Source organism: Rhodococcus sp. YH3-3 (assembly GCF_001653035.1).
GTDB lineage: Bacteria > Actinomycetota > Actinomycetes > Mycobacteriales > Mycobacteriaceae > Rhodococcus_F > Rhodococcus_F qingshengii.
This window is the reverse complement of record NZ_BCWH01000002.1, coordinates 1,057,531-1,081,908: the sequence shown is the minus strand read 5'-3', so window position 1 is coordinate 1,081,908 and position 24,378 is coordinate 1,057,531. Positions and strand designations below refer to the sequence as shown.

Below are 24,378 nucleotides of genomic sequence, written 5' to 3'. Positions count from 1 at the left end.
CATGACTGCCCGCTTCCGAACTGCCCGCCAGTGGAACTGGCCCAGATCAGGAAGCGCGCCGCGGCCGATCGGATCGGCCGCGTCTACGTGGATCTTCCGACCAGTCGCGAGAGGGTGCGCGTCGGCCCGGAGCTGGAGCCCGGCGTCTGTCGGGTTGTGGTGCCCGTCGTTCCGGTCGGCGTTGCCCAGTTGGAGCAGGCTGGGCGCGGCGAGCTGGCGGCCTCCGTCGATCGGTCTGTGGCTTCTTGGCAATGCCGAACCGAGGCTTGCCGAAGACCAGAGGAATCCAGCCGCGACCGCTGCTCTCGGCCGAGGCGACAGCCTCGGGCTCACGGAAGGCTGCGTGCGCGATGAGCCCGAACATCAGCAGGGTGGTGATCATCGACGTTCCGCCCGCCGAGATGAGCGGTAGTTGCAGACCGGTCACCGGAATCAGGCCGACGACGTAGGCGATGTTGATGAACGCCTGCACGACGATCAACGTCGTTGCCGTCGCTGTCATGACTTTGAGGAACGGATCAGTGGACCGTTTCGCGATCCGCAGCCCGACGATCAGAACCGCGGCAAAGAGAGCGACGACGATCAGCGCGCCGACCAGACCCAACTCTTCACCGATCACGGCAAAAATGAAGTCGTTGTGCGCCTGCGGGAGATAGCTCCATTTGGCGTCGGACTGTCCTAGACCGCGCCCGAAGATGCCTCCGTTCGCCAGTGCGTACTTGGCCTGAGTGCTCTGGAAGTTCAAACCCTGCGGGTCGAGATCAGGATTGAGGAAAGCCTTGATGCGATCCGAGCGGTAACCAGCAGTAAGCCCGAGCACGAGAAATGCGACTGCGGAACCGAGCGTGAGGCTGATGAACGTCTTCATCCGGAACAGCCCGAACCACAGCACCGACATGAAGATGATGCCGATGGTGATGGTGGTTCCGAGGTCCTTCTCCAACACCACCAGAACCAGAACCAGCAGCGTCGTACCGCCGATCACCGGCAGCGCGCGGTTGACGTCCATCCGCGCCTTCATGAACGACGCAACCGTCGCTGCGGACCAGATCGCCAGAGCAAGTTTGGCCAGCTCCGACGGCTGGAAGGAAATGCCCGCGATCACAAACCAGCTGCGAGCACCCATTTGTTCCGAGCCGATACCTGGAATCAGCACCAGGACAAGCAGAACAAGACACAGGATCAGCAGCCACGGGGACGCTCTACGCATCGTTTCGGTCGGCAACCGCACGACCGCCACGAACATCACCAAACCGATCGCTGCGAACATGCACTGCGGCCAGAAGCGGGCGTAGGACGTCCCGGACAGAACATAGGATTCGACGCCCGAAGACGACAGCACCATCAGCAGTCCGAACGCGACGATCAGCACGACCAGACCGACGATCATATGGAAATCGAACAGTGGCCGATTCGTCCACATCGCCGTTCGAGCGCGGAAGGGTGTCGATGTGCGGTCACGTTTGTCCGACGCTCCACGGGGTGAGTTAACTGGCTCTCCACTCCCGCGACCGTTGGGCTTGTCTTCACTGCGACCGGTCACCACACAAGTATCGTCCCACGACTCCTAACCCATGGGTAACACAAGTCCCATGAGTCACACGGGCTCGGCCTCCCGAGGTCCATGTAGACCCACGAAATACCAGGTCACGTCCTTCGCCGGCGTCGGTCTGCCACCGCCCCCGCCAACGAGAGCGTCAACATGACCACGCAGACGGCAAGCGCGATCCCGAACGCACGTCCATATCCGTCGGGCGAGCATCCGAGTACACCGAGATACAACCCCGATACCGCGGCCAGCGAGATGGTCGCTGACAGGCGCTGAGACAGTTGAAGGAAACCCGCCGCAACACCGTTCGCGCCCGGCGGTGCATATTCGAGAGTCAGCACCCGATTGGGCGCGTCGACCAAACCGCTGGCAACTCCCGACAACACCGCCAGGACCACCAGCACCGGGATCAGATGTTCCCGCGGAATCAGATTGACCGCTGCGATGTACCCGAGGATGACAAGGATCTCGCCGACTATGGCAAAAACCACTGCACTTCGGCCGAACCTGGCAACCAGCCGCCATCCGAAAGCCGACGTCAATGCCATCGCGAGTGAGCTACCGGTCATGATCAACGCCGCACTCAGCGGGGCGAAGCCCAAACCCTCGATCAGATAGAGGCTGAGCACCGCGTTGACGGCGAGGATGGATCCGAACCAGAAGAGTGCAACCGTCGTACCCAACCGGAAGCCCCTCGAGGCGATCAACGACGGAAGCAGTACCGGCGTCCCGCCGCGCTCGGCGTACCGACGTTCCCAGAACCAGAAGGCAACGGCAGCGCCGAACGCACCGATCAGGAAAGCCGCAGCCACAGTGACACTGGTTCGGGTCACGATGGGCCACAACAGGAGCCCGGTCGTAGTCGCCAGCAGACACAGCCCAACCGGATCGATCGATGCGCCCGATCGGGTAGTTCGATCACGGCGCAGAAAGCGAAACGCCAGAATCAGTGTGATCAGAGCAAACGGCACGTTGAGAACGAGAAGCAACCGCCATCCGAAGTCGGCGTCGGAATACTTCAGCAGAACGCCACCGAGGATCGGTCCGGAAACGCCGGCCAGACCACCCGCGGTGCTGTACGCGCCTAACGCCTTCGCCCGAGCCTTTCCGGACACCCGGTCGGTGATGATGCCGAGCACCTGCGAACTGATGGTGCCTGCGCCGATCCCTTGCCCAAGACGAGCCAACACGATCATCGACGGATCCGACGCACATGCCCCGAGGATTCCCATCACAGCGAAAATGCTCAGCCCCGCCAAGAACAAGCGTCGACGCCCGACGACGTCACCGAGTCGGCCCGCCGGCACAAGGGCCAAGCCGAAAGTCAGCGAATAGCTCGCAAGGATCCACTGCACCTCGGAGGTCGACGCGCCCAGCGACGCCCGGATCGACGGAACCCCGATTCCGAGCACCGCCGAATCGAGAAGAGTGGTGAAGCCCGCGGCTACGCAGACGATGATCTCCCAGCGGACGGCCGAATCGAGCTTGGTGGATTCGGCCGCCGCTGTGACCGTGTGGGACAGGACCCGTTACCCCGCAGCTTCAGACGCGGCCCGACGCGTGAGCGGCGGTCGCAACCCCAAGTGCTCTCGCAGCGTCGACGTGGAGTACTCGGTGCGGTACGCCCCACGCTCCTGCAGTTCCGGGATCAACCAGTCCACGATCTCGTCGAGGCCGGTCGGCACCAGGTACGGCGAGATGTTGAAGCCGTCCGAAGCTCCGTTGCGCACCCAATGGACCAACTGATCTGCGACCTGCCCCGGAGTGCCCGCAAAACCCGAACGCTGCGAGGTCTCGATGGCGACCTGACGTAGGGACAGATTCTTTGCCTCGGCGAGAGCCCGCCATTCACGTGCGATCGCAATGGGGTCGTTGCCGTCTCGTGCGGAACCGCGCGTCTCGGACACCGGGCGGGCAACCGGATCTTCCTCCGGTAATGGACCGTCCGGGTCTCGGTCGGAAAGGTCCTTCCCCCACACCAATCCGACGAGGGACAGTGCGGTTTGGCCGGTGAACTGACCTTCGAGGACCCACCGCGCCTTCTCTTCGACCTCGGACTCGTTCTCCGCCAACACGATCTGCGTGCTGGGCAGGATCTTGACGTCGTCCTCCGGTCGCCCGACGCTACGCAACCGAGCCCGAATGTCGTCGGCGAAGTCGAGTGCGCCGTCGAAATGCGTCCCGTGTCGCGAGAAGATGACGTCGGCGTGCGTCGCCGCGAAATCGCGTCCACTCGGGGAATCACCCGCTTGGAAGATGACCGGATGCCCCTGGCGGCTTCGGGGAAGCGTCGGCGTCACGGAGATGTCGAACTGTGAAGTCTGCCTGCGCACGTCGCCGACGGCACCCGGAGTAGACCAGTTCTCGGACGTGCGAGAATCCGAGATCGCGTCGTCGGCCCACGAATCCCACAGTGCCCGCGCGGTTTCGATGAACTGCCCGGCACGCTCGTAGCGCAGGGAGTGGTCGAGGAAACCACCGCGACGGAAGTTCTCTCCCGTCCACGCGTTGTCGGTGGTCACCGCATTCCAGCCGGCCCGTCCGTCGGAAAGTAGGTCGAGGCCGGAGAGTCGACGCGCAAGGTCGGCCGGTTCGTTGTACGTGGTGTTCTGTGTCGCGACCAACCCGATCTTGTCGGTGATACCGGCGAGGGCGGCCAACTGCGCAATGGCGTCGGGGCGGCCGGCGATATCCAGATCGAGAATCTTGCCGTTCTGCTCGCGAAGCCGCAGGCCTTCACCGAGGAAGAAGGCGTCGAACAGACCTCGCTCGGCGGTGAGTACCAACCGCCTAAACGTCTCGAAGTCGATCTGGGATCCGCTCGCGGAATCGGACCAGATGGTGGTGTGGTTGACCCCCTGGAAGAAGACACCGAAGTGAACGTGAGCGTCGGGTCGAGGTACGGCGGAGCGTGATGCAGTCATGGCCGAAATATCCTTAGCGCGAAGTCAAGTCAGGAGGAGTGGGCGAATCGATTTGAGGGCCGCTGCAGACCGAGGTTGCCCCTCAGGGTCGATCCCGGAACCGGGCGTCGCGTCAACCCGGCCTTGGACAGCGTCGGAAGCACGAATTTGGCCAGCACCGGAAGGTCCTCGTCGATCACGAGAGCATGGAAATGAACACCGTCGAGGTGTCCGGCCAATTCCTTCAGAACCACGGCCGCTTCCCCCGGATCTGCAGCCAGGAGCAGTCGGCCGGTGACGACGGCATTCCCGTACGAGTTCAGCTCGGTCCTCCGCTGCGCCGCAGACAGATTCGGCGTATCGAATGCCACATCGAGCTCGGCGACCACCAATGACGCGCCCTCATCGCGCGCCTTGGCAGCCGACTGTGCAATGGTCTCCACCGAATCACCGGAAACGAGAACAACATCCGGCTGGCGTGGATCGATTTCGCCGTAGCGGCCGAACACCACCAACTGGCCTTGAGGCGGCCGCGGAACGATTGCGGGCCCCTTCACCGAGAACGTGTCGCCCTCGAAATTGACGTAATGCAGACGATCACGCTCGAGGAAACGCCCACTGAGATAGTCACGAACGACGGCGTCGTCCTCCCACGAGTCCCAGAGATCGGTCACAACGGTGACCGAATCCCGCTGCTCTTGCTGACGCGCCGACTCCGTTGTTACCGGAGCCCTCCCCCACGCCCTCGCCGCGGCATCGTCTTCGACCGGAACAGCAAGCCAGCCGCCACGCCCACGCGAGGAGTAGTCCAACGTCGCCAATTGCGAGGACGTATGAAACGGTTCGGCGTACGTGGTCCCGACGACGGGGACCAGCCCGATCGTGCTGGTTGTCGCCGCCACGTACGACGCCCTCGAGACGGCATCGATGCGGCCGACGACGTCACCACTCGGGGGGAGGATGGAATCGTCGAACGTCGCGAACGTGAAGCCGGCATTCTCGGCAGCCGCGACGCGATCGCGCACGGCTTTGCCCGTGAGCAGCTGGTCCGGGCGGTGTGAGCTTCGGCGCCAGGCAGCGGGGTGAGTGCCCTCGCCGTCCAGTTCGATACCCACGGCAAATACAGTCATGTGTCCTCCATCGGTCCTGGCGGTAGCACCCACACTGCGGTTAGGTAGCGGGTTGCTGCGGCATCATCGAGCCAGGTCTCTCAGCCACTCTGGATGGTGGATGCAATCTATGCGGGCCACGCTGGGCAAGTCAAATCGCGCTTGTCGAATCATATTGACCTACAACATATTTCAATACAATCATCCTGATCGAAAGGGTTGCGCAACGCTAGCCGACGTAGACACGAAAGAGCCCCGCCCGACTCGCGTCGGACGGAGCTCTCGGTGTGCGCTGGAACGCTACTTCGCGCCCATCCATGCCTGATCGAACAGCATGATGCCGGTTGCAGTCGGAACCACACCGTGCACGTTCTTCTGCCAAGCCCAGAACGACGTGAGCCCGCCGATCGGCGCCGACGGAACCGTCTCGTTCCACAGCGTCTGAATTTTGCCGATGATCGCAAGAGTCGACGAATTGTCCTTGGCCTGTTGTAGATCTGCGATCAGCTGATCCATCGCCGGGTTCGCATATCCAGCAGTATTCGCCATCGAGGTGCTGTTGGTCGTGGAGAACAATCCGAGATCGAGAATCGACTCGTACATTCCGATGCCCGCGTGCGCGAGGTCGAAATCGTGCTTGACGTAGACGTTCTGCACGATGTCGCCGGCGTTGTTGGCCAAGATCAAGTTCACCTCGAACCCGACGGCCTGCAACAGTGACTGCACGGCGAGGCCGATCGCGTGGTCCTTCGGCTCACTGAGAACGACGTAGTCGAGGCTGCCGTCGTACCCGTCTGCCTTCGCCTGATTCAGAAGTTCCTTCGACTTTTCGGGGTCGTAGGCAATACCCGGTGTGTCTACATGCCATTGAGACGTCGGACCGAACAACTCCGAGCCCGGCAGTCCCTCACCGTTTTCCACTCGCTGATCGATCAACGTGGTGTCGAGCGCGTAGCCGATAGCCTGACGGACGCGAACATCCGAGCCCGGTCGGCCCTCACGGTTGTTGATAATCTCGGCACTACCGGCATTGAGCACGTCGATGTAGCCGGGGTAGCCAGCGGACTTGGCGGAATTGATCGCCGACGTGAGGCCGCGAATGTAGGCGACATCGAGCTGACCGCTGTTCAATGATTCGAGATTGGCCTGCGGACCGTTGAGCGCAACCATCCGCAACTTGTCCAGCTTGGGGGCGCCGCCGTAGTAGGACGGGTTGGCCTTGAAGATTCGCTCGACGCTCGGTGTGAAGACATCTTCGGTGAAGGGTCCGGCTCCGACGGCGGTGAACTTGTCGCCCTGCTGCGAACTCGGGGCGACGATCATCCCGTGCCCGAGAGCGAGCATCGACGGAAAACGCATCCACGGCGTCTTCAGCTTGAATTCCACTGTCGTCGGACCGCTTGCCTGCGCCGATTCCACCGAAGCCAGCCACAGTTCGGCGCCATTGCCCTTGCCCGCGTTGTACCGATCGATGCTCGCGATCACGGCGTTGGCGTCGAGGGTGGTGCCGTCACTGAACTTCACACCGTCGCGAAGTTTCAGCGTCCAGGTGGCTCCGTCGTCAGCTGTCTCGAGCGATTGAGCCAACTTGGGCTCGAACTCGCCGCTCGCAGTGTTGTAACTCATCAGGACGTCGTACACAGCAGCGAAGGCCTCACCGCCGGAACCGCCGCGCGCGGCCGTCTTCGTCGGGTCGAGTGAGGGAACGAGCACCTGTACGCCGTACGTCATGGTCCCGCCGGCCACCGCAGTTCCCGGATCGGGCTGCTCGTTGACCATGCCGGTCACGACGTCCGCCGACGCGGTCGTCGTATCGGTCCCGCTGTCGTCACCGTTGCTCGCGCAGCCCACCAACAGAACCCCGGTGCCGAACAATGCGACGGCGACCCGGCTGACTTTCCCGATGCGCCAAGATCTCGAGTGCGACACGGAGATTCCACCTCACTTTCAGTAGACGCAGCCACGGATCGGCCGCAATCGGCTAATAGTGATGTCCTCTGTGGAGTGACGCCCAGCACGTTCCCGGTGACCGGAAACATTCACGGAGACAAAGGATGCGCATAACTGAGATGATCGGGCCGAGTGGTTGACGGCGACTGACATCCGAACACGAAAAAGCTCCAACCTTATGTTCGAAGAACATGAGATTGGAGCTTTTCGATAAGAATTATGGTGGCCAGGGCCGGGATCGAACCGGCGACCTTCCGCTTTTCAGGCGGACGCTCGTACCAACTGAGCTACCTGGCCGGACGGCACCCGAACCGAATGCCTATCGCATTGCTTTGTTCTCAACCGATTGATTGAGAACAAAGCTTTGCGACCCTGACGGGACTCGAACCCGCGACCTCCGCCGTGACAGGGCGGCGCGCTAACCAACTGCGCCACAGGGCCTTGCTTTTTCCTTGCTGTGAAACCGTACTACATCTTCGAGCCGCTCCCAAACCACTGTCCTGGCCTGGCATTTGTGCATCTCAAAGCGTGTCGTGCGGGTCAAACCATACTGCATCGTTTCGCTTTCGCAAAACGTACCCCCTACGGGATTCGAACCCGCGCTACCGCCTTGAAAGGGCGGCGTCCTAGGCCGCTAGACGAAGGGGGCCCGCCGGATCTCTCCGAACTAGTACCCCAACGGCGTTCCGTTGGGAGCTTGGATAGCTTATGGCACGGCATTCGGAAATCACAAATCGCCTGTTCACGGGCAGAAAAGTGCACTATTCAGTGTCAGGGAACTCGACTTGGGGCCACCCGTCACGATGGAACGTCTCCAACCACTGCGGCGTAGCCATGGCTTCGAGGACTACTTCGAGAGACTCCTCGAACCACTCGCCCAGATCTCCACTGGAGGCAATCAGGTCTGCCATGTACCGCTGGCCGGCAAGGCTCGCTGCCAGTACACGCGTGAATTTGTCCGGGTCGGCGTCTTCTCGGAGCAAACCGTCGTCCTTGGCACGCAATGCCAACTCATAGGCGGTCTTTCCCCAGACCTGCCCACCACCGGACTGCACATCCTTGTAGAACTCGGGCTCGATGATCAGCCGGAATTCCGCCTGCACGATCACCTCGGCACGGAAGACCTCGGCAATGTCGAGCACGAGACCGTGCAAAGCGACGAATGGATCGAGGTCTGTTCTCTTGGCCCAACGATCAGTAATTCCAGTGAAGGTTTCGATAGCCGAGGTCAGAACCGCTCGCGCCAACTCTTCCTTGGACTGGAAATGGAAATACATGGCGCCTTTGGTGGCGCGGGAGCCCTCGAGGATCGTGTTCACCGACGCAGCTGCATAGCCGCGCTTGGCGAATTCGACTGCAGCCGCTTCGACCAGGGCGGCGCGGGTACGCCGCGCACGCTCTTGTTGACGTGCCATTTACGGTGTTGTGCCTCTCGCAGAGTTGGTACGCAGAGCCGCCGTGATCGGCGCCTGTCATCCCCCGAAACTTCACAATATCCCCTCCAACACACCCTACGTAAGGACTAGAGCCATACCCGCCAAAAGTACTAGACGCAATCGGCTGTTCAGGGGACAAGAACCGACTTTATGCCCAAAAGACACCAAGTGGTATGGTTTTGGCCGCTCGGGTGCGCCGCAGGGGGTGCGCATCCGAGCTTTTTCGTGCCCGAGATTCTGATAATTCGACCTCGCAGACGGAACTGCTTCGCCGACCGATGGACAGCAGTTCCAAGGTTTTAAACAACTAGTGCAATTGTTTATTCCCCCTTTTCCGTCGAAACCGTACTGGCAGCATCGAAACAACACAGTTAGACTGTCTAAATGAACGATGGAGAGGGTCGCAGCAAGGCTCGAGACGAGATCGACGTACTTTGGGACGATCTGGGTGCCTTCGTCCGACGTCTACGCACCAAACGCAACGACCACAAGCTCACGCCGAGCCAGATCCAGGCCCTCGGCCACCTCGACCGACAAGGTCCGTCGACCGCCAAAGAATTGGCAAAATTCGAGCGCGTCACGCCGCAATCAATCGCAAAGACCGTGGCCGCGCTCGAAGAGCAGGGCATGGTGACGCGAAGGGCGGATCCATCGGACGGCCGCGCGGTCTTGGTCACGATGACCGAACTCGGCACATCGACCCTTCACGAAGACCGAACGAAACGAACAGAGTGGCTGGCCGAGGTCATCGACGCCGAGTGCACCGAAGCCGAGCGTGACTTGCTTCTGATCGCCGGCCGAATCCTGCGAAGACTCGGCCAGGGCGAGTCCCCAGCATCGACATCGATATCAGAGGAGTCACTGATGAACTCGTGACCACCGTCATCGAAACGCCGACCCCCCAAACTCCCGTTCCACTGAAACTGAGTCTTGCTCTCGGCTCCGGAACCGTTCTTCAAGCGCTGAACTCGTCGATGATTGCGGTGGCAATCGTCCCGATCGCCACATACTTCGGTTCCAGTTCAGGCACAGCGTGGGTCATCTCGGCCCTCTACATCGCGACTGCGGTCACGGCACCGGCGGCTGGTCGACTCGGATCGATCCTCGGCGCCAAACGCGTCTACCTCGCCGGATTGGGCCTGATCGCTGCCGGATCGATCCTCGGCTCGCTCGCCCCGTCGCTGGGCTGGCTGATCGCCGCACGAATCCTGCTCGGAATCGGCACGGCGACACAGTATCCGAACGCGATGACCGTCATCCGCGAATACGCTGACCGCCACCGGACTCAAACCCGTTCAGCTATAGCAACACTCACCATTTGCGCTCAATCGGTCGTCGCGCTGGGGCCCACTCTCGGCGGGTTGTTGGTCGGCACACTCGGTTGGCAATCGATCATGTGGGTGAACCTCCCACTTGTCGTCGTCACTGCCGTATGGGTCTTCTTCGCCGCCCCGAGCGACTCCGCCCTGCCCGACCGGGCCGGCGCCGCTGCGTTGTTCAAGTCTCTCGACCCACTCGGTATCACCCTGTTTCTGGCTCTGACGACATCGACGATGCTCTTTCTCCTCTCTCTCGCCGAGCACGCGAAGTGGTACCTCGTCCCGTCGACGGCCCTCTTCGCGTTCCTGTTCGTCTGGTGGGAACGTCGAACGGCCTCGGCGTTCATCGACGTCCGCGCCGTCGTCCGAAACCGCGCACTGAGCATGACTCTCGGCCGGACCCTGCTGACTTACACAGCGTTCTACTGCATCTTCTTCGGACTCCCCCAGTGGCTACAGGTAGCCCGCGGAATGTCACCGATCAGCGCCGGGCTCTTCATGCTGCCCGTCGCTGCGGTCGGGATCTTCGCGACCATGTCCGCGTCCAGGGTGTACGGGAAATTCGGCGCACGGATCACCCTCCTGATCGGCACCGCCGCGTTGGCTGTCGGCGGGATTCTGATCGCCTTTGTCGAATCGAGTTCGACTCCCCTTGTGGCACTCCTGCTGATTGCGGCGATCCTGGGCATTCCCAACGGCTTCAACAACATGGGAAACCAGAACCTGATCAACTCGGTGACCACCTCCGCCGACGTCGGAACTGCGATCGGTCTGTACCGAACAATCCAGTACATCGGCGCCAACCTTGCTGCCGTCGTCATCGAGTTGACCATGCGCGGAACCATCGACGACGCGGGTCTGCATCGCACGGGCGGGACCATCGCCGTCATCGGAATCGCCCTTCTGGTGGGGGTGGTGTTTTCACGGACTCTGCGGTCCCGTTAGACTCTGCGCCGCGCCCCTATAGCTCAGTTGGTAGAGCTACGGACTTTTAATCCGCAGGTCGTAGGTTCGAGTCCTACTGGGGGCACCATCCTGACCAGGATCTTCCTGTTCAGATTGTGGGACAGACACGTTCGGATCGGCGGGAGTGGTCACCAAGTGGTCACGCCCGCCTTTTTGTTCCCTGTTCGAGCGCGGTACGAGACCGGCCGCAGCCTCGGCAGCCTTGGAGTCCACACCAGCCAAAAGGTGGCTGTACGTGTCCGCTGTGATGGCGATCGACGAGTGCCCGAGCCGCTTCGACACGATGGTCAGATCGACGCCGGCCGCAAGCAACAGTGACGCCTGACCATGGCGCAGGTCGTGCAGACGGATCGAGCGCACACCCGCGGCCTTGGTCAGCTTGTTGAACTGATCGGTGACGTACTGCGGCGGGTACGGCTGTCCGTTCTCCCGAGCGAAGACCAGACCATGTTCGACGTACGCCTCACCCCACTCGGCTCGTTCCATGTCCTGAGCGAAGCGGTGAGCCAGCAGAACGCCCGCGGTGTGCGCGTCGATACCGACCACACGATCTTCACCGCTGGCTGTCTTCGGCTTTCCGAACTGGAACTGTCGGTGCTCGTCCCCACAGAACTCGCACTTAATGCCGGTTCCGTCGATCTCCACGAGTTGCTGACGAACGATGACGGTGTTCTTGTCGAGGTCCACGTCATCCCAGCGCAGCCCGCAGGTCTCACCGCGGCGCAGTCCCGTCATCGCCATCGTCTCGTAGAGCGTGCCGAGTCGGTCGGTCGTGGCGTGGTCGAGGAACTTGCCCAGCTCCTCGGCTTCCCACGGCTTCACCTTGGGACGGTTGGCGCGAGGCAGTTCAAGGTTCTCGGCAGCATTGAATGCCACGAGGTGCTTGCGCTTCGCTGAAGTGAGCGCGGTACGCAGCGTTGCGTGGACGCGCCGGATTGTTGCCGGACTCAGTGTCTTCGGATTGCGGCGCGCACCCTTTGCTATCTGTGCGTCTGCCTCAGGCTTGACCTTAGGCTTCGCGATGTCCCGTAGGAACTTCTCGACATGGGTGGCGCGCAGCTCACCGAGACGGAGCCGCCCGAGATGCGGGATCAGGTACGAGTTCACGTGCTGCTCGTACGACCGGATCGTCGTCGGTCGAATCCCCGAATCACGTTTCGCTTCGATCCAACCGCGCAAGTAGTCAGCGACAGTCAGCTTGTCGTCGTGTGCGAGTTGCCCGGTACCGGCCGCGTGAAGGAACGCAGACAGTGCTGCTTCGGCGTCATCGCTCGACTTGAATCCGGACTTACGAACCTGTCGACGCTTCCCCGTTGCCGGGTCATTTCCCATGTCCGCAATGAACACCCACGAACCGTGTGCTTTGCGGCAGGCTTTGCGCCGGCCCTTTGCATCACGCTCGACAGGGCATTTGCACCGCTTCGAAACACTCCCCCTCATGACTCCTCCTCAATCTCAGAAACATCGAAGCCAGCGTCTTTCAGCTTCTGTTTGATCAGGATTTCGGCCTTTCGGGTATCGGCGATTGCCGCATTCGCACGCCGAATCCAGTGCCTCAGTGTCGAGGCTGTCTTGTACTCCTCAACCGAAGAGCCTTCCTCCTCGGCGGCCGCCATTGCAGTCTCATACTGGATCTTCGTGTCACGAACATCTGATTCCCACTGTGAGATCTGACCGGGAATCGAGTCCAATTCGCGCATCAGCGTCAGGTGATACTCAGGTTCGTCGGGCTGAGCTGCCTCACGGGGCACCTTCGTTTCGCCAGTGAACCATTTGAGTGCGTCCCAAGCGTTCTGCGACTTGTTCGGCAGGATCTGAAATTCACCGTCCGGTATGCCCGGGAATATGAGCTCCACCGGAGGCACCTCCAGTGCGGCCGCGAGAACAATCAACTCATGCAGTGTGAGCGACTTTCGTTTGTGCGCTTCAAGATTCGCGAGTGTTGTCCGACCCGTGGGGTAGCCGAGTTCGGTACAACGATCAGCGAGCTGCTGATAGCTGAGCCCCCGCTTTTGGCGGTAGCGGCGGATCTGTTCAACGACTGCCTTGGTCAGTTCCTCTGGCCAGTTCCCCGTACTCGATGTCATGAAATCTGACGATATCAGACTGAATGTCCATGAATCTACTTGCGCCGAAATTACATCTGTGCCACGCTGGTGCATGTCACAACATGTGAACGAAATCGCGCTTTATGAGTAAAAATATGAACGGAGGAATCGTGACCGCGAACTCTGCATCAGAGCACAGGGCGGCCGGGGATGTGATGGTGAAATCCCCCGACGACCGCGCTTCGTTGGCCAAACCGCCGGAGCTGGCGGAATACCTCAGCAAGACGGTCCAGGGCCTCGCTGTGTGGCGTATGAACGGCGTAGGACCGAAGTTCATCAAGTTTGAGAACGGGAGTATTCGCTACAGGTGGAGCGATGTTGACGCATGGCTCGCCGCACAAGAGGTTGGCGGTGCGGCGTGACATCGGCGGTGAAGTGGACGCCCGAGGCAGTCAGAGCCCTTGGGGTGATCACTGACCTGCCGACAGCACTTGAGATTGTCGGCTTCGGCCAAACGGCCGGCTACCTGGCAGCCAAACGCGGCGAACTGCCGTTTCCAGTCCTTCGACTCGGACGCAAGTACAAGGTGCCCGTCGAAGGACTGCTTAAAGCGCTCGGACTCGAATCCGACGATCAGCTCGACTCAATGAAGAAGGCCCCGGCAGGTGCTCGAACACCTTTTAGCCGAGGCCATCACCCGAACCCGCAACAGATTGGGCGAACAAAATGAAGACTACCCGGAACCCCCGACAAGTTCACCTCACCTCCGTGGACGCACCAAGTTTCCTCAGGACAGAGGCCGATTTCATCACGAATGACGGCGAAACTTTGACGATCGCCGCGCAGTTCCACAACAACGGTGACGGCACCTTCGATCGCCTCGTCCTGATCAACGACTACGCCATCCGCTGCGACGCCGTTGACGATCTGATCATCGCTCTCGGTGAAGCGCGTGACCGCGGATTGGCGGCCTGACATGCCTTACTTCGGAAAGCTCACGATGCGCTGCATGCAGATCGAGGCCGCATACGACTCGGAGCGCAACACCGTCGACATTCAGATCGGCAATGACATTCGCCTGCACATCGCTGATATCGACGAGGTCTACGGCCTGATGGATGTTTTGCAGGACGCCGCCCGTGCGATGGCGAAGTTCCAGTCTGAGCAGGTGGCGTGATGTCTCCTACCTACTCAGACATTGATGGCTTCCACTCGGACCCTGCCGGCTTCGCTCGCATTCGACAGTTGCCGGCAGCTCAGCAGCCGGACGGCGATATCTACGAGGATCAGTGCAAGCCGGTCGCACTGGCGCAGGGCGATTTCGAGCAGCCCGCGCAGTCGACGGGCATCCGAGCGACTGTTCACAGGTGGACAGATTCGGATTCAGTTGAGTTTGTTGTCGGGCTCGAAGGCGTTGACAGCAAATGGAACTCGACTGGCGGCACCTTCCAGATGTCTCCCGTTGCAGCGCTCCAACTCTCGGCTGATCTGGCAACAGCGGCGTTCGCCCTCATTAACGATGCAGAACGCATCTTGAAGCGCGATTGCGAGCAGATCACCGAGGCCGCACGGCACCGGGAGGACATGTGAGCACCACTGAACTCATCCTCGCCGCCTTGCTGGTCATTCAGAGCGTGGCGTGGATGGCCCACGACTACAAGCACTTCGAGCCTCATCTCCACAGCAGCGCGGACATCCTCGATCGTCACGAACAGATGGAGGAGCGCTGAGCCATGTCTGATCGGCCGATGAACAAGTTCGCGTGGATGGAGGCGATTCGGGGTGCAGACCTGACGCACGCCGAGTACCGCGTCCTGTTGAACCTGAGCACGTTCGCACGTGGCGATCTGACCAACGCTCGGCCGAGCCTGAAAACCCTCTGTGCGGCAGCTCGTGTGACGGACAAGACCGCCAAGAAATCGATCCGAACACTTATCGAGAAGGGGTGGATTGTGCGCACTCATGAGGGGGGTCGAGGCACCGGACGAACGAATGTTTTCACCCTCGCAGTCCCAAAGCTCTTGGAGGGTACTGAGTGCCCCCCTGAGTCGGGCTCTTTGAAGGGTACTGACTACCCCCCTGAATCAGCTTCTAGGGAGGTAATCGGCGCCGCTCTAGGGGGGCATTCAGTTCCGCCTAGGGGGGTAATCGACGCCGAAAGTGGGGGGTACTCACTGCCCCCCAATCAGAAAGAACCATCAGGGACTAACAACAGGGAAGGGCATCCGCTCTCTTGCGTAAGTAACACGGGCGCGAGCGCGCATGAGCGCGAGACCGAAAAAGCGGCGCAAACCAAAGAACCCCCTTCCCATGCGAATTCGCTCGATCGTTACGGCAACGAGCAGCAACCGGAACCCGAGCAAACACCGATGGACCATCTACGGAGAACCTTGGGCGCGCTGTCCGAAGACGAGAGCACCTACGCCGTGGACATGATCGAGTGGGGTCACAGCTGGTATGCGATTCGCGCCGAACTCGTGAAGTACCGCGACAAGCAACGTCTAGGGCGACGAAAAACCCTTCACCCACCCAAGGACACCAGTGCACCCCTAAACGGCGCTGAAATTCCTACGGCAACAGCAGAGAAGAGCACAGCATGACTACTTGCATCAAGTGCGGAGCAACCTGGGGTGGCATGTCCACCTGCCACTGCGACGGCTGCCACCACACCTTCACCAGCCCCTCAGCATTCGACCTCCACCGACGAGCCGAACAGTGCCGAACACCCGCACAAGCCGGACTCGTACTCACCGACCGCGCCTACCCATGCTTCGGACACCCCCAAAGCGACACAGAACGCCCCACTAGCTGGGCAAACAACGGTCAAGGCCTCATCGCATGACCAGCCCAACCAAACCTTTGGCAGCCCTCCTGCGTGCGTGCGCGGGAGGGCTCCGCCCCCATCTCGTTTCAAACCAGACGTCTGGCACGGTCACCGCGTGCGCGAGAAGTACACGTTTACCGGGCTCCCCGCGCACGGGAGAAACGAACGTTCGGCACGGCTACCGCGCACGGGAGAGAGGAACCCCGCAATGCCTGACCGCTACGGCGAAGAACGCTCCGACACCACGACCGCCGCGCCTCTCCCCCACGTCTGCGATAACGGCTGGCTCGGAGAGGACGAACAAGGCCACCCGCGCCCATGTCTGCGTTGCCGGCCAAACCTCGCCAACCCCACCAAGGTCCACGACTACGGCGCCCGCTGACAGGTCCGCGCAGGCGCGTGCATCTGCGAGAAGTGATCGATCCGCGCCCGCATGCGCGCACGCGATAGGAGCAACGAGGTGAACGCCCGAGGTGATCTAGACAAGGTTGCGGTCGACAAGCTTCTACGGGCGCTGGCATCACCAGCAATGAGCATCCTCGTCGACCCCCGACTCCACGGCGCAGCCTGCAAAGGGAAAGCGCCACTGTTCGACGACCGCCTCGACCGGGAAGACCACGACGCCGAACCCGAGAAGGAACGCGCCGAACGGCATCACCAGGCGCGAAAGATCTGCCTGACATGCCCAGTGCGCTCCGCATGCGAACTCGCGGCGAAAGACCACGAGGCATCCGGGATGTGGAACGGCCGCCTCGTCTCGCGCCATCAGCCTCCAAGGCGAAAAGCAAAAGACGCCGGGACAGCGGACCCCGCCAAACCAGTCGAGCGTGTCGGACCCCTCTCGCATGATGAACACAAACGAATGAATATGCACAAATCCGCATAATCATTCGCTCGAACGGAAGGAAATCGCGATGCTCACCGCAACAGCAGCGCGTGACCACCTTGTGACCACAGGTGGCCTGAACTGCACAAACACACACCTGATCGGATTCTCAATCCGCAGGTCCGAACCCTCGGAGAACACATGACAGACCGCAACAGCGACCAACAAGGCCGCGCCGACCTCGCCGCCATCGTCAACGGCATCGAGGACTACAACAACGGCGCCGTTCGATCGGTCCTCGACGCCATGACCGACGACGAAATCACTCGACTGACCGTCGCCGCGCAGGCCGATCACAGCGAGCACGCTCTCGCATTCGCACAGCACTTGTCCAACTACCAAACGGTCATGACATTGATCGGTTGCGTTCGAGGCATCCGCGCCAACGGACAGGAGTCCTGACATGGCTTACAAAGATCTTGCCGAATTCTTCGATCCCGACCTTCACCTCCCGATCCGAGGAAAGCGCTACACCGTTCCCGCCCCCGGCGCCGAAGAATGCCTGACCCTGAGGGGCCGCCTCACCCTGGAGGGCATCCCGCCAAACGAGCAGGTCGAAGACGCTTTGGTAGTTCTCGGCGCTGAGCGCGATGAGGAAACCGGCGAACTCGAACTTTCCGGTGTTGTCGCTGAGATGGTCGCTGACAACATCACGTGGCCGATGATCTTGCACGCCGGCCGCACCGCACAGCTTCACTTCGGTTTCTCCCCCGATATGGCCGAAGCTCACTGGAGCTTGGGGCAGCTCGGGAAGCTGGTGGATCTGGAGTGGATCGCAGAGAAGTTCCTCGCTCCGAAGCCTGAGAAGAAGCCGAAGCCCAAGGTGAAGTCCGGTAAGCGAGGTGGTCGCTAATGCCTCTCAATGTCGCAGATCTCGTCGCCCACCTGACTGTGGATATGGACCAATTCATTCGGGACATGCGCACCGCTGGGCAGCAGACGGACAGGTTCGAATCGACGGTGCAGCAGGCAGCGCGCAGGGTTGACCAGAGTTTCAGGCAGAGCGCGCAGGGTGTTGATCGGCTCAGTACCTCCACGTCGGGTGCCCAGCAGGACATGGGCAGGCTCGGCACCGCTGCCGGCGACGCCGCCCGAGACGCTTCCCGAGTTGGTCAGAGTTCGCAGGATGTGAACCGACTCGGGAGCGCTGCCCGCGGTGCTGCCACCGATGTGGACCGCATCAGTACGTCTGCATCGCAGGCCAGCCGCCAGGTCGGTCAGTTGGGCGATGACCTCGGCGGCGCTGCATCAGGTGCTGGTGGCGCCGGCCGCGACATGGGCGGGAACTTCCTGTCCGGGTTCACCGACAAGATCGGGAAGCTGTCTTCCTCGACTGGCCCTATCGCTGGCGCCCTGCTTGGTGTCGGTGTGATCGGTCTTAGTGTCGGTGCTGCTCTCGCCGCCGCCATCAGTGACGGCATGGAGCAAGAAGCCAACCTCGACCTATTCCAAGCCCGTACGAAGACCACTGAGGCGCAGGCCCGGAAGTTCGGTCTCGCAGCAGGGGAAGCATATTCGGACGCATTCGGTGAGTCAGTCGAGGCCAACCTCTCGACACTCACCCTGGCGTTGCAGTCGAATGTCATCGATCCCGGTGCCACACAGCAGGACGCCGAGAAAGTCATTGCCAGCTTGGACACCATCTCCACCGCTCTCGACGGGGAGGTCTCGCAATCAGTCCTGGCTGTCTCGTCGCTGATGTCCACAGGTCTTGCGGCGAGCGCGCAAGAAGCGTCCGACATGATCGCCAATGCTGTCGGCGGCAGCGCCAACAAGCAGGGCGATCTTCTCGAAACGATCAGTGAGTACTCGGCTGGTTGGAAGAACGCCGGCATTTCAGCCGAGATGGCCCTCGCACTGATCGAGCAATCGACGGACAACGGCGCGGACAACTCGGACCGGGCCGGTGACTCGCTACGTGAGTTTGGCCGTCGCATCACTGAAGAGGGCGACACGATCGTCACGGCTCTCAACGACATCGGCCTGAACGGCGCCGAAATGTACGAGGTGTTCAAGAAGGGTGGACCTGAAGCGGACGCCGCTTTCGACCAGGCCTTCGACAAGATCAGCGCAATCGAGGATCCGGTGAAGCGAAACGCTGCGGCGATGGCGTTGCTTGGTGACACGTCCGGTGACTTCATTGGCGCTCTGTCTCAGTGGGATCCGTCGAAGGCTCTTGCTGACTTCGGCGAGTTCGAAGGTGCCGCCGGGAAGCTGGCAAATCAAATCGGCGGTAACACGGCAACATCGGTCAAGGGTGCGATGAACTCCATCTCAACGGTGGCAGACGGATTCAAGGCCGCCCTTGCGGCAGCGTTCGGCCCGCAGATTGCGGAGTGGGCTGACAACATCTCGAACAACCGAGTGGGGGTGATCGATTTCTTCCAAACCGCGGGCAACGCGGCATTCGAACTCGGCAAGTCAGTACTCGGGTTCGTAGCATCGGGGCTCGATGGGCTCGCTGAATTCGCAGGCGCAGCATCCGAGACCGGCGCGAGCTTTCTTGAGATGGGTGCGAACATCCTCTCGGTTGGTGAGTCCATCCCTGGGTTCGGGCAGATCCTCGGCATTGCTACAGGCGGCGCGGCCGACAAGTTGAGGGAGCTTGCCCGGACCACCCGTGAGGCAGGTGTCGGAGAAAACGGTGAAGGCGGAATCAAAGGCTTCCTGTCCGGCACAGCAGACACAATCCGAGAGGACTACATTCCCGCGCTCGGTGCAGCCCAGGATCGGACGAACGGGTTCATCGACGAACTCAAGCTCTCGGCAGCGTTCAACGACCAGACAGCGAAGGTCACCAAGTCCATTGGCGAAATAGGTGTAGCCGTCGACGGCTCGGTCATCAAGATCGAGAACTGGAACGGCGCAATCGATAGGGCCAACCCGCTACAGGCGGAGATGGAAAACCGGCTGCGCGGACTGTCCGGCCAGTTCCGAGACCAGATCAAGACCGGGCTCGAAGCTGGCAACACTGTCGAGAACCTGACGAGACAGTACGCCGGCAACCGCGACGCACTGATCCAGCAGCTCACGGCCACACTCGGCAGCAACGAGGCCGCAGTCAAGTACCTGAACACTCTCGGGCTCACCCCCGAGTTCGTATCCACTGAGGTCCGCACCGAGGGCATGCCGGAAGCGAAGTCCGACTTCGATGTTTTGAGAGGGAAGGTTCTCGATGTCCCGGACGCGAAGACCATCCATACGCAGGCACTGACGAAAGACTCAATTGACTCCCTTCGAGCGCTCGAAGGCGTGAAGGTAGAGGTGCTGAAGGACGGCACGGTGATCGTCTCCGCTGAAACAGAGGAGGCGCAACGCAACCTTCAGGCATGGATGTCACAACCACGTTCGATGACGGTCACCGTGAACCCAGTCGTCAGCCAACAGTTCTCAGGTGCTGGACTGAGCTCGAACTTCGGGCAGCCATCTAGCGGTAACTCCAATGGCGTGGCGCAACTACCTTCTGGTGTACGACCGCGGGCGAACGGCGGCATAGACGAGCCTGGACAGGCGAAGATACGGAACGGCTACGGGCGCGGCATCTACCAGTGGGCGGAGGCTGAAACAGGTTGGGAGGCTTTCATTCCCGGCGCTCCCTCTAAGCGTCCTCGGGCTGAACAGATCCTCGCTGAGACTGCTCGCCGGTTCGGTATGGGCGTTGTCCGATTCAGTGATGTGAAGCCGATGGCTGACGGTGGTGTGGTTGAAAGCCTCGAAGGTATTGCTGCACGCAAGTTCCCGGATCTGTTGCAGAACGGGCACGCGTTCTCCTCGTACCGTTCGGATGGGTCCACGTCGTACCACAACAGTGGTCAGGCAGCGGACTTCTCCAACGGGTCAGGGAACACGGATGAGCAGTTGGCGATGGCGAATTACATGGCCGACAACTATCAGAAGCAGTTGGCTGAGCTGATCTACATCGATCCGAGGTTCGGGCGGTGCATCAAGGATGGTGAGTTCGTTCCGGACTCGTTCTATGCGGGTGCGGGTGATCACACCAACCATGTGCACGTCGCGGCTAAGGAGCCGTTGGGTGAACCTGCCGGTAGCGCTCAAGCCGCGGGTCCTGCTGCTCCGGACTCGCGTACCGAGCGGGAGAAGATCGCCGATCAGGTGATCGCGGAAGGTAAGCGCCGCGGCATCAGCGATAAGGGCATCAAGGCCGCGGTCATGACCGCCCTCGCTGAAACCGATTTGCAGAACCTCGATCACGGCATGGATGGCGATAACGCCGGCATCATGCAGCAACGCGACAACGGTGGTTGGGGAACGTTGGAGGACCGGAAGGATCCGACCAGGGCTGCGGGCATGTTTTACGACAAGCTCGACGACTTCGACTACAACAGCATGACGGAAGCGCAGGCGGCGCAGAAGGTGCAGCAGTCAGGCACCGCGGATGGTTCGAACTATGCGGTGAAGGCTGCTGAGGCGGACGAGATCATCGCGGCGTCGAATGCCCGCGGCAACGGCAACGCCATGACAGTCGCTACCACCGATGCCGGCGCTGCACTCGCCACAGACGGACAACGAGTCTTCGTCACCAACTGGCCTACCTCCGGCTCGTCGTCGTACACACCGACTGACACCACCTCGACCAGCGCACCGGCCGAGCCAGCACCGGATGACAACGTGATCTGGAAGGGAGCTGTCCGCGTCTTCGAGAACGGAGGCATTCGCGGCCTACCTGAACAGGCTGGCATCTACCCGGATGGCGCTGACCTCGTTCGGTTCGCCGAGCCAGGCACAGGTGGGGAGGGCTACATCCCACTGCATCCTGCCAAGCGTCGGCAGTCCCTTGCCGTGACGAAGAAGATCGTCAACGGCTTCGGATTCGATCTCGTCCCCTTCGAGGACGGCGGGATCCACGGCCTAGGCGGCTTCGGTGGCTACGTCGGAGAAGCCCCCGGGCTGAAGGTGCCCACCACCGCCAACGGGCGCAGAGCAGCCGCATACAACGCTCTCGCATTCGGCGTCGGCAGTGCGTTCGCACTCGCCAGTGGCTTCGACGCAGATGGCAACTTCACCGGTCAATTCGACACAGGCGCCAACAGTTCCGCTCAGTTGGAGAAGGGGTTCGGGCAAGTCACCGACGAACTCGCGCCAATCCTCGAAGCAATTCTGTTGGCGATCAAGAACCGTGAGCCGATCCGCGCAAGCGTCAACGTAGACAACGGAACCGGCATGGCGGACATCGCAATCATGAAGGGCAGGCTCTGATTTCGCTGTGACCACTGCGTGACCACACAGCCTCTGACCTGCATCAATACACGCACCATCGGACATTCAGTCCGCAGGTCGAAACCACAACAGCAGCAACAACACTCAACCTAGGAGAACAAGCATCATGGCTGAAACCATCATTCCCACCGTCGCTGACATCGACGCCGAAATCGTCGACGCCACTGCTGCTGTCGAGGATCTCGAAACGAAGGTCATCAACGGCGACACGGCCGTCACCTCGACCGCGATCAGCAAAGCCCGCGAAAAGCTGAACTTTCTCGGACTCCGACGCAAAGCAGCAGAGAAAGCCGAAGCCGACGCCGCAGAAGCCGAGCGCCGCAACGCCATCGAGGCACACAACAAGGCGGTTGCCGAGTGGAACGAGCCCGGACTTGCCGAAATGCAGGACGAGTACGCAGCGATCGTTTCGTCTATCAGGAATCTCCAGAATCTCATTGAGACTCGACACTCTGCAGTCCGTAGGTTCGAAGCTGAAGCGAAGCGGCTCGGACTGCCCAAGCCGAAACTGCGGGATCCCAGCAAGGACTACATCGACTACGCGTGCAATGAGGGCCGAACCGGCATCCGGCGCGAGATCGGGTTCGTCACCGACAAGTCAGGCCGACACTGCCTGCACCGCGACTAGGAGAAACGATGCCCAACAGGTTCTTCCGAGCAATCCCAGACCCCGATCCTGCCGATACCCAGCCCTCGCCCGTAGGCAACTTCGCGGAGTGGGAGGCAGGCAAGCGCGAACGGCAACTCGTAGAAGGGGAGAAGACAGACAACCCCGCACGACCCATCAAGCACTACATCTACGAACTCGACTACTTCGACGAGTGACACCCCAGGAGACAACACCATGAGTAAGAACATCGAAATCCACACCCACGCCGACCCCGAAGACACATTCGTTGACGTGCCCGGTACCAGCAGTGGGCACTCCGGCAAGCCGAAGCAGGCCCGCATCTTCGGACAGGCTGACGCTATCGCGCCGGGATCAATCACCGACCGAGAAGCGCCCGCCTACGACGAGGAGATGACCCCCGAGAAGGCCGTCGAGCGGGCACTTTCGAAGGACCGCACCTTCACGCTTTTCAACACCTCCGGCGACGCAGCCTGACACTCCTGGCGGCCCAGCCTTCACCGGCTGGGCCGCACGGAAGGACCAACCATGAGCAACGACTTCAACACCATCATCGCCGCAGTCGAACACGCAGCCACACGAGGCCTACAGCAAGCCGCTGACATCATCCACCAAGAGGCCGTACTCCGCGCACCGAAAGAAACCGGCGTACTCCGCAACTCCTCGTACACGCAGGCAGAAGGCAACGAGGCCATCGTCGCATTCGATACACCGTACGCAGTGCGTCAACATGAAGAGGTTGGCTACCACCACCAAGACGGTGAAGCGAAATACCTCGAAAACGCGTGCATCGACCGCAAAGACGTCGTAGCCGAAACCATCGCCGAATCCATCCGAGAAGGACTCAAAGGCCGATGAGCACCATCAATAGCAAGAGGCGATAAATAGAGCATCATTAATTCGGAAACTTGCGCAAACGCCCCAGCCTGCCCGGTTGGGGCGTTCTTTCGTTTGCAGTCTGCCTGGTCTGGTATCTATTGGCCATGAAACGGACATCCGCAGCCCTGCTGGTTGCCGGCCTCTCGATCGCAATCTTGGCGGGATGCTCAGGCGAACCGCAATCCGAGATTGCATCGACAACGCAAACCGTTGCGCAATCGACGATCACCTCTACCACCACGACGCCCAGCGCACCAACCACAACACCGTACGTAGTTCCCGAATATTGGATGCGCGTCAACGGACCCCGCTACATCACGGTAGTTGTCCCAACACGGTATCCAGCCGCGCAGATGACCCGCGTCATGCAAGACGTGGTGGACATGCATTCCGGCAAGGAAGGCGGCTGGCATGTCGACATCGTTTGTGGAACGTCTGCGGAAGACGCGAGCGGCGCAACACTCGGTACGTCATCGTTTGCGCTCGACAATCTCGGGTTGGCGCAAACAGGGCTGAAGAGCAAGTTTCAGGCGGCAACCATCATCCGGGAAGGTGCAACCTGCGACTGACGATTACTTGCATTTGCGCAAGCATTCCTAGCGCATGCCAAGCAGCTGTTAGCCGCTTGCTATCCGTCGCCGCC

26 protein-coding genes, 4 tRNA genes, 2 pseudogenes and 1 riboswitch are annotated in these 24,378 nt (G+C 61.0%); of the genes and pseudogenes, 21 read left to right on the top strand and 11 right to left on the bottom strand.

Annotated elements, in window-relative coordinates:
* Positions 1-46 precede the first annotated feature (46 nt).
* The 9 genes from ftsW to YH3_RS17880 all read right to left on the bottom strand — a co-directional run bounded on the left by ftsW (position 47) and on the right by YH3_RS17880 (position 8,926).
* Positions 47-1,390, bottom strand: coding sequence for a putative lipid II flippase FtsW (gene ftsW, locus YH3_RS17920; protein ID WP_223304427.1), 1,344 nt, complete (start codon positions 1,388-1,390; stop codon positions 47-49).
* Between the two features lie 257 nt (positions 1,391-1,647).
* On the bottom strand, positions 1,648-3,009 hold the full coding sequence (locus YH3_RS17915; protein ID WP_192712357.1) for an MFS transporter: 1,362 nt from the start codon (positions 3,007-3,009) through the stop codon (positions 1,648-1,650).
* 69 nt (positions 3,010-3,078) lie between these two features.
* Complete coding sequence (locus YH3_RS17910; protein ID WP_064443807.1) at positions 3,079-4,473, bottom strand: NtaA/DmoA family FMN-dependent monooxygenase; 1,395 nt, start codon at positions 4,471-4,473, stop codon at positions 3,079-3,081.
* 29 nt (positions 4,474-4,502) lie between these two features.
* Positions 4,503-5,582 (bottom strand): LLM class flavin-dependent oxidoreductase, encoded by a 1,080-nt coding sequence (locus YH3_RS17905; protein WP_050654776.1) that lies wholly within the window; start codon positions 5,580-5,582, stop codon positions 4,503-4,505.
* A gap of 4 nt (positions 5,583-5,586) precedes the next feature.
* Positions 5,587-5,682, bottom strand: a riboswitch (SAM riboswitch).
* 179 nt (positions 5,683-5,861) lie between these two features.
* Positions 5,862-7,490, bottom strand: a complete 1,629-nt coding sequence (locus tag YH3_RS17900) for an ABC transporter substrate-binding protein (RefSeq protein WP_050654777.1) — start codon at positions 7,488-7,490, stop codon at positions 5,862-5,864.
* Between the two features lie 241 nt (positions 7,491-7,731).
* Positions 7,732-7,808, bottom strand: a tRNA-Phe gene (locus YH3_RS17895).
* Positions 7,809-7,878: 70 nt separating this feature from the next.
* Positions 7,879-7,952, bottom strand: a tRNA-Asp gene (locus YH3_RS17890).
* A 135-nt stretch (positions 7,953-8,087) separates the two neighbouring features.
* A tRNA-Glu gene (locus YH3_RS17885) sits at positions 8,088-8,160 on the bottom strand.
* Positions 8,161-8,272: 112 nt separating this feature from the next.
* Positions 8,273-8,926, bottom strand: coding sequence for a TetR/AcrR family transcriptional regulator (locus YH3_RS17880; protein WP_003940323.1), 654 nt, complete (start codon positions 8,924-8,926; stop codon positions 8,273-8,275).
* 405 nt (positions 8,927-9,331) lie between these two features.
* Here YH3_RS17880 and YH3_RS17875 point away from each other — a divergent pair, with 405 nt between their 5' ends.
* From YH3_RS17875 to YH3_RS17865, 3 genes are all read left to right on the top strand, one after another.
* Positions 9,332-9,823 (top strand): MarR family winged helix-turn-helix transcriptional regulator, encoded by a 492-nt coding sequence (locus tag YH3_RS17875; protein ID WP_042451369.1) that lies wholly within the window; start codon positions 9,332-9,334, stop codon positions 9,821-9,823.
* Positions 9,820-11,211, top strand: a complete 1,392-nt coding sequence (locus tag YH3_RS17870) for an MFS transporter (RefSeq protein ID WP_042451373.1) — start codon at positions 9,820-9,822, stop codon at positions 11,209-11,211. The genes YH3_RS17875 and YH3_RS17870 overlap by 4 nt, the downstream gene beginning before the upstream one ends.
* Positions 11,212-11,223: 12 nt before the next feature.
* Positions 11,224-11,299 (top strand) — tRNA-Lys (locus tag YH3_RS17865).
* A gap of 215 nt (positions 11,300-11,514) precedes the next feature.
* Here YH3_RS17865 and YH3_RS34990 read toward each other — a convergent pair.
* Both YH3_RS34990 and YH3_RS17850 read right to left on the bottom strand, forming a co-directional pair.
* Positions 11,515-12,672, bottom strand: a pseudogene (locus YH3_RS34990) (tyrosine-type recombinase/integrase); the annotation flags it as partial.
* Positions 12,669-13,394 carry a helix-turn-helix domain-containing protein gene (locus YH3_RS17850; RefSeq protein WP_082920603.1) on the bottom strand — a complete coding sequence of 242 codons (726 nt, stop codon included), beginning with the start codon at positions 13,392-13,394 and terminating at the stop codon, positions 12,669-12,671. The pseudogene YH3_RS34990 and the gene YH3_RS17850, both read right to left, overlap by 4 nt.
* 56 nt (positions 13,395-13,450) lie before the next feature.
* Here YH3_RS17850 and YH3_RS36085 point away from each other — a divergent pair, with 56 nt between their 5' ends.
* The 18 genes and pseudogenes from YH3_RS36085 (at position 13,451) to YH3_RS17775 (ending at position 24,304) form a co-directional block, all read left to right on the top strand.
* Complete coding sequence (locus tag YH3_RS36085; protein WP_193777170.1) at positions 13,451-13,702, top strand: AlpA family transcriptional regulator; 252 nt, start codon at positions 13,451-13,453, stop codon at positions 13,700-13,702.
* On the top strand, positions 13,699-14,010 hold the full coding sequence (locus tag YH3_RS17840) for a hypothetical protein (protein ID WP_064443803.1): 312 nt from the start codon (positions 13,699-13,701) through the stop codon (positions 14,008-14,010). Before YH3_RS36085 ends, YH3_RS17840 begins: the two co-directional genes overlap by 4 nt.
* Positions 14,011-14,048: 38 nt before the next feature.
* Positions 14,049-14,255 carry a hypothetical protein gene (locus YH3_RS17835; protein WP_154100304.1) on the top strand — a complete coding sequence of 69 codons (207 nt, stop codon included), beginning with the start codon at positions 14,049-14,051 and terminating at the stop codon, positions 14,253-14,255.
* A gap of 34 nt (positions 14,256-14,289) precedes the next feature.
* The gene (locus YH3_RS36080) at positions 14,290-14,457 is read left to right on the top strand and encodes a hypothetical protein (protein WP_193777169.1); all 168 of its coding nucleotides are present in this window, start codon (positions 14,290-14,292) and stop codon (positions 14,455-14,457) included.
* On the top strand, positions 14,457-14,870 hold the full coding sequence (locus tag YH3_RS17825; RefSeq protein WP_064443800.1) for a hypothetical protein: 414 nt from the start codon (positions 14,457-14,459) through the stop codon (positions 14,868-14,870). The genes YH3_RS36080 and YH3_RS17825 overlap by 1 nt, the downstream gene beginning before the upstream one ends.
* Positions 14,867-15,010, top strand: a complete 144-nt coding sequence (locus tag YH3_RS36075; RefSeq protein ID WP_193777168.1) for a hypothetical protein — start codon at positions 14,867-14,869, stop codon at positions 15,008-15,010. Before YH3_RS17825 ends, YH3_RS36075 begins: the two co-directional genes overlap by 4 nt.
* A gap of 3 nt (positions 15,011-15,013) precedes the next feature.
* Positions 15,014-15,220 (top strand): annotated as a pseudogene (locus tag YH3_RS37340) (hypothetical protein); the annotation flags it as partial.
* A gap of 429 nt (positions 15,221-15,649) precedes the next feature.
* Positions 15,650-15,880, top strand: coding sequence for a hypothetical protein (locus YH3_RS36730; protein ID WP_238592638.1), 231 nt, complete (start codon positions 15,650-15,652; stop codon positions 15,878-15,880).
* 432 nt (positions 15,881-16,312) lie between these two features.
* Positions 16,313-16,486 carry a hypothetical protein gene (locus YH3_RS36070; RefSeq protein ID WP_193777167.1) on the top strand — a complete coding sequence of 58 codons (174 nt, stop codon included), beginning with the start codon at positions 16,313-16,315 and terminating at the stop codon, positions 16,484-16,486.
* A gap of 51 nt (positions 16,487-16,537) precedes the next feature.
* On the top strand, positions 16,538-16,990 hold the full coding sequence (locus YH3_RS34980; RefSeq protein ID WP_082920600.1) for a WhiB family transcriptional regulator: 453 nt from the start codon (positions 16,538-16,540) through the stop codon (positions 16,988-16,990).
* Positions 16,991-17,131: 141 nt separating this feature from the next.
* On the top strand, positions 17,132-17,392 hold the full coding sequence (locus tag YH3_RS17810) for a hypothetical protein (RefSeq protein ID WP_064443797.1): 261 nt from the start codon (positions 17,132-17,134) through the stop codon (positions 17,390-17,392).
* Between the two features lies 1 nt (position 17,393).
* Positions 17,394-17,843 carry a hypothetical protein gene (locus tag YH3_RS17805; protein WP_064443796.1) on the top strand — a complete coding sequence of 150 codons (450 nt, stop codon included), beginning with the start codon at positions 17,394-17,396 and terminating at the stop codon, positions 17,841-17,843.
* Positions 17,843-22,207 (top strand): phage tail tape measure protein, encoded by a 4,365-nt coding sequence (locus tag YH3_RS17800; protein WP_064443795.1) that lies wholly within the window; start codon positions 17,843-17,845, stop codon positions 22,205-22,207. The genes YH3_RS17805 and YH3_RS17800 overlap by 1 nt, the downstream gene beginning before the upstream one ends.
* A gap of 127 nt (positions 22,208-22,334) precedes the next feature.
* Positions 22,335-22,856, top strand: coding sequence for a hypothetical protein (locus YH3_RS17795; RefSeq protein WP_064443794.1), 522 nt, complete (start codon positions 22,335-22,337; stop codon positions 22,854-22,856).
* An 8-nt stretch (positions 22,857-22,864) separates the two neighbouring features.
* Positions 22,865-23,053 carry a hypothetical protein gene (locus tag YH3_RS17790; protein ID WP_064443793.1) on the top strand — a complete coding sequence of 63 codons (189 nt, stop codon included), beginning with the start codon at positions 22,865-22,867 and terminating at the stop codon, positions 23,051-23,053.
* A 19-nt stretch (positions 23,054-23,072) separates the two neighbouring features.
* Positions 23,073-23,333: a hypothetical protein gene (locus YH3_RS17785; RefSeq protein ID WP_064443792.1), complete on the top strand. Its 261-nt coding sequence runs from the start codon at positions 23,073-23,075 to the stop codon at positions 23,331-23,333.
* Positions 23,334-23,384: 51 nt separating this feature from the next.
* Positions 23,385-23,714, top strand: coding sequence for a hypothetical protein (locus YH3_RS17780; protein WP_064443791.1), 330 nt, complete (start codon positions 23,385-23,387; stop codon positions 23,712-23,714).
* Positions 23,715-23,839: 125 nt separating this feature from the next.
* Entirely contained in the window at positions 23,840-24,304 is a 465-nt protein-coding gene (locus YH3_RS17775; RefSeq protein ID WP_064443790.1) for a hypothetical protein, read from the top strand.
* Positions 24,305-24,378 lie beyond the last annotated feature (74 nt).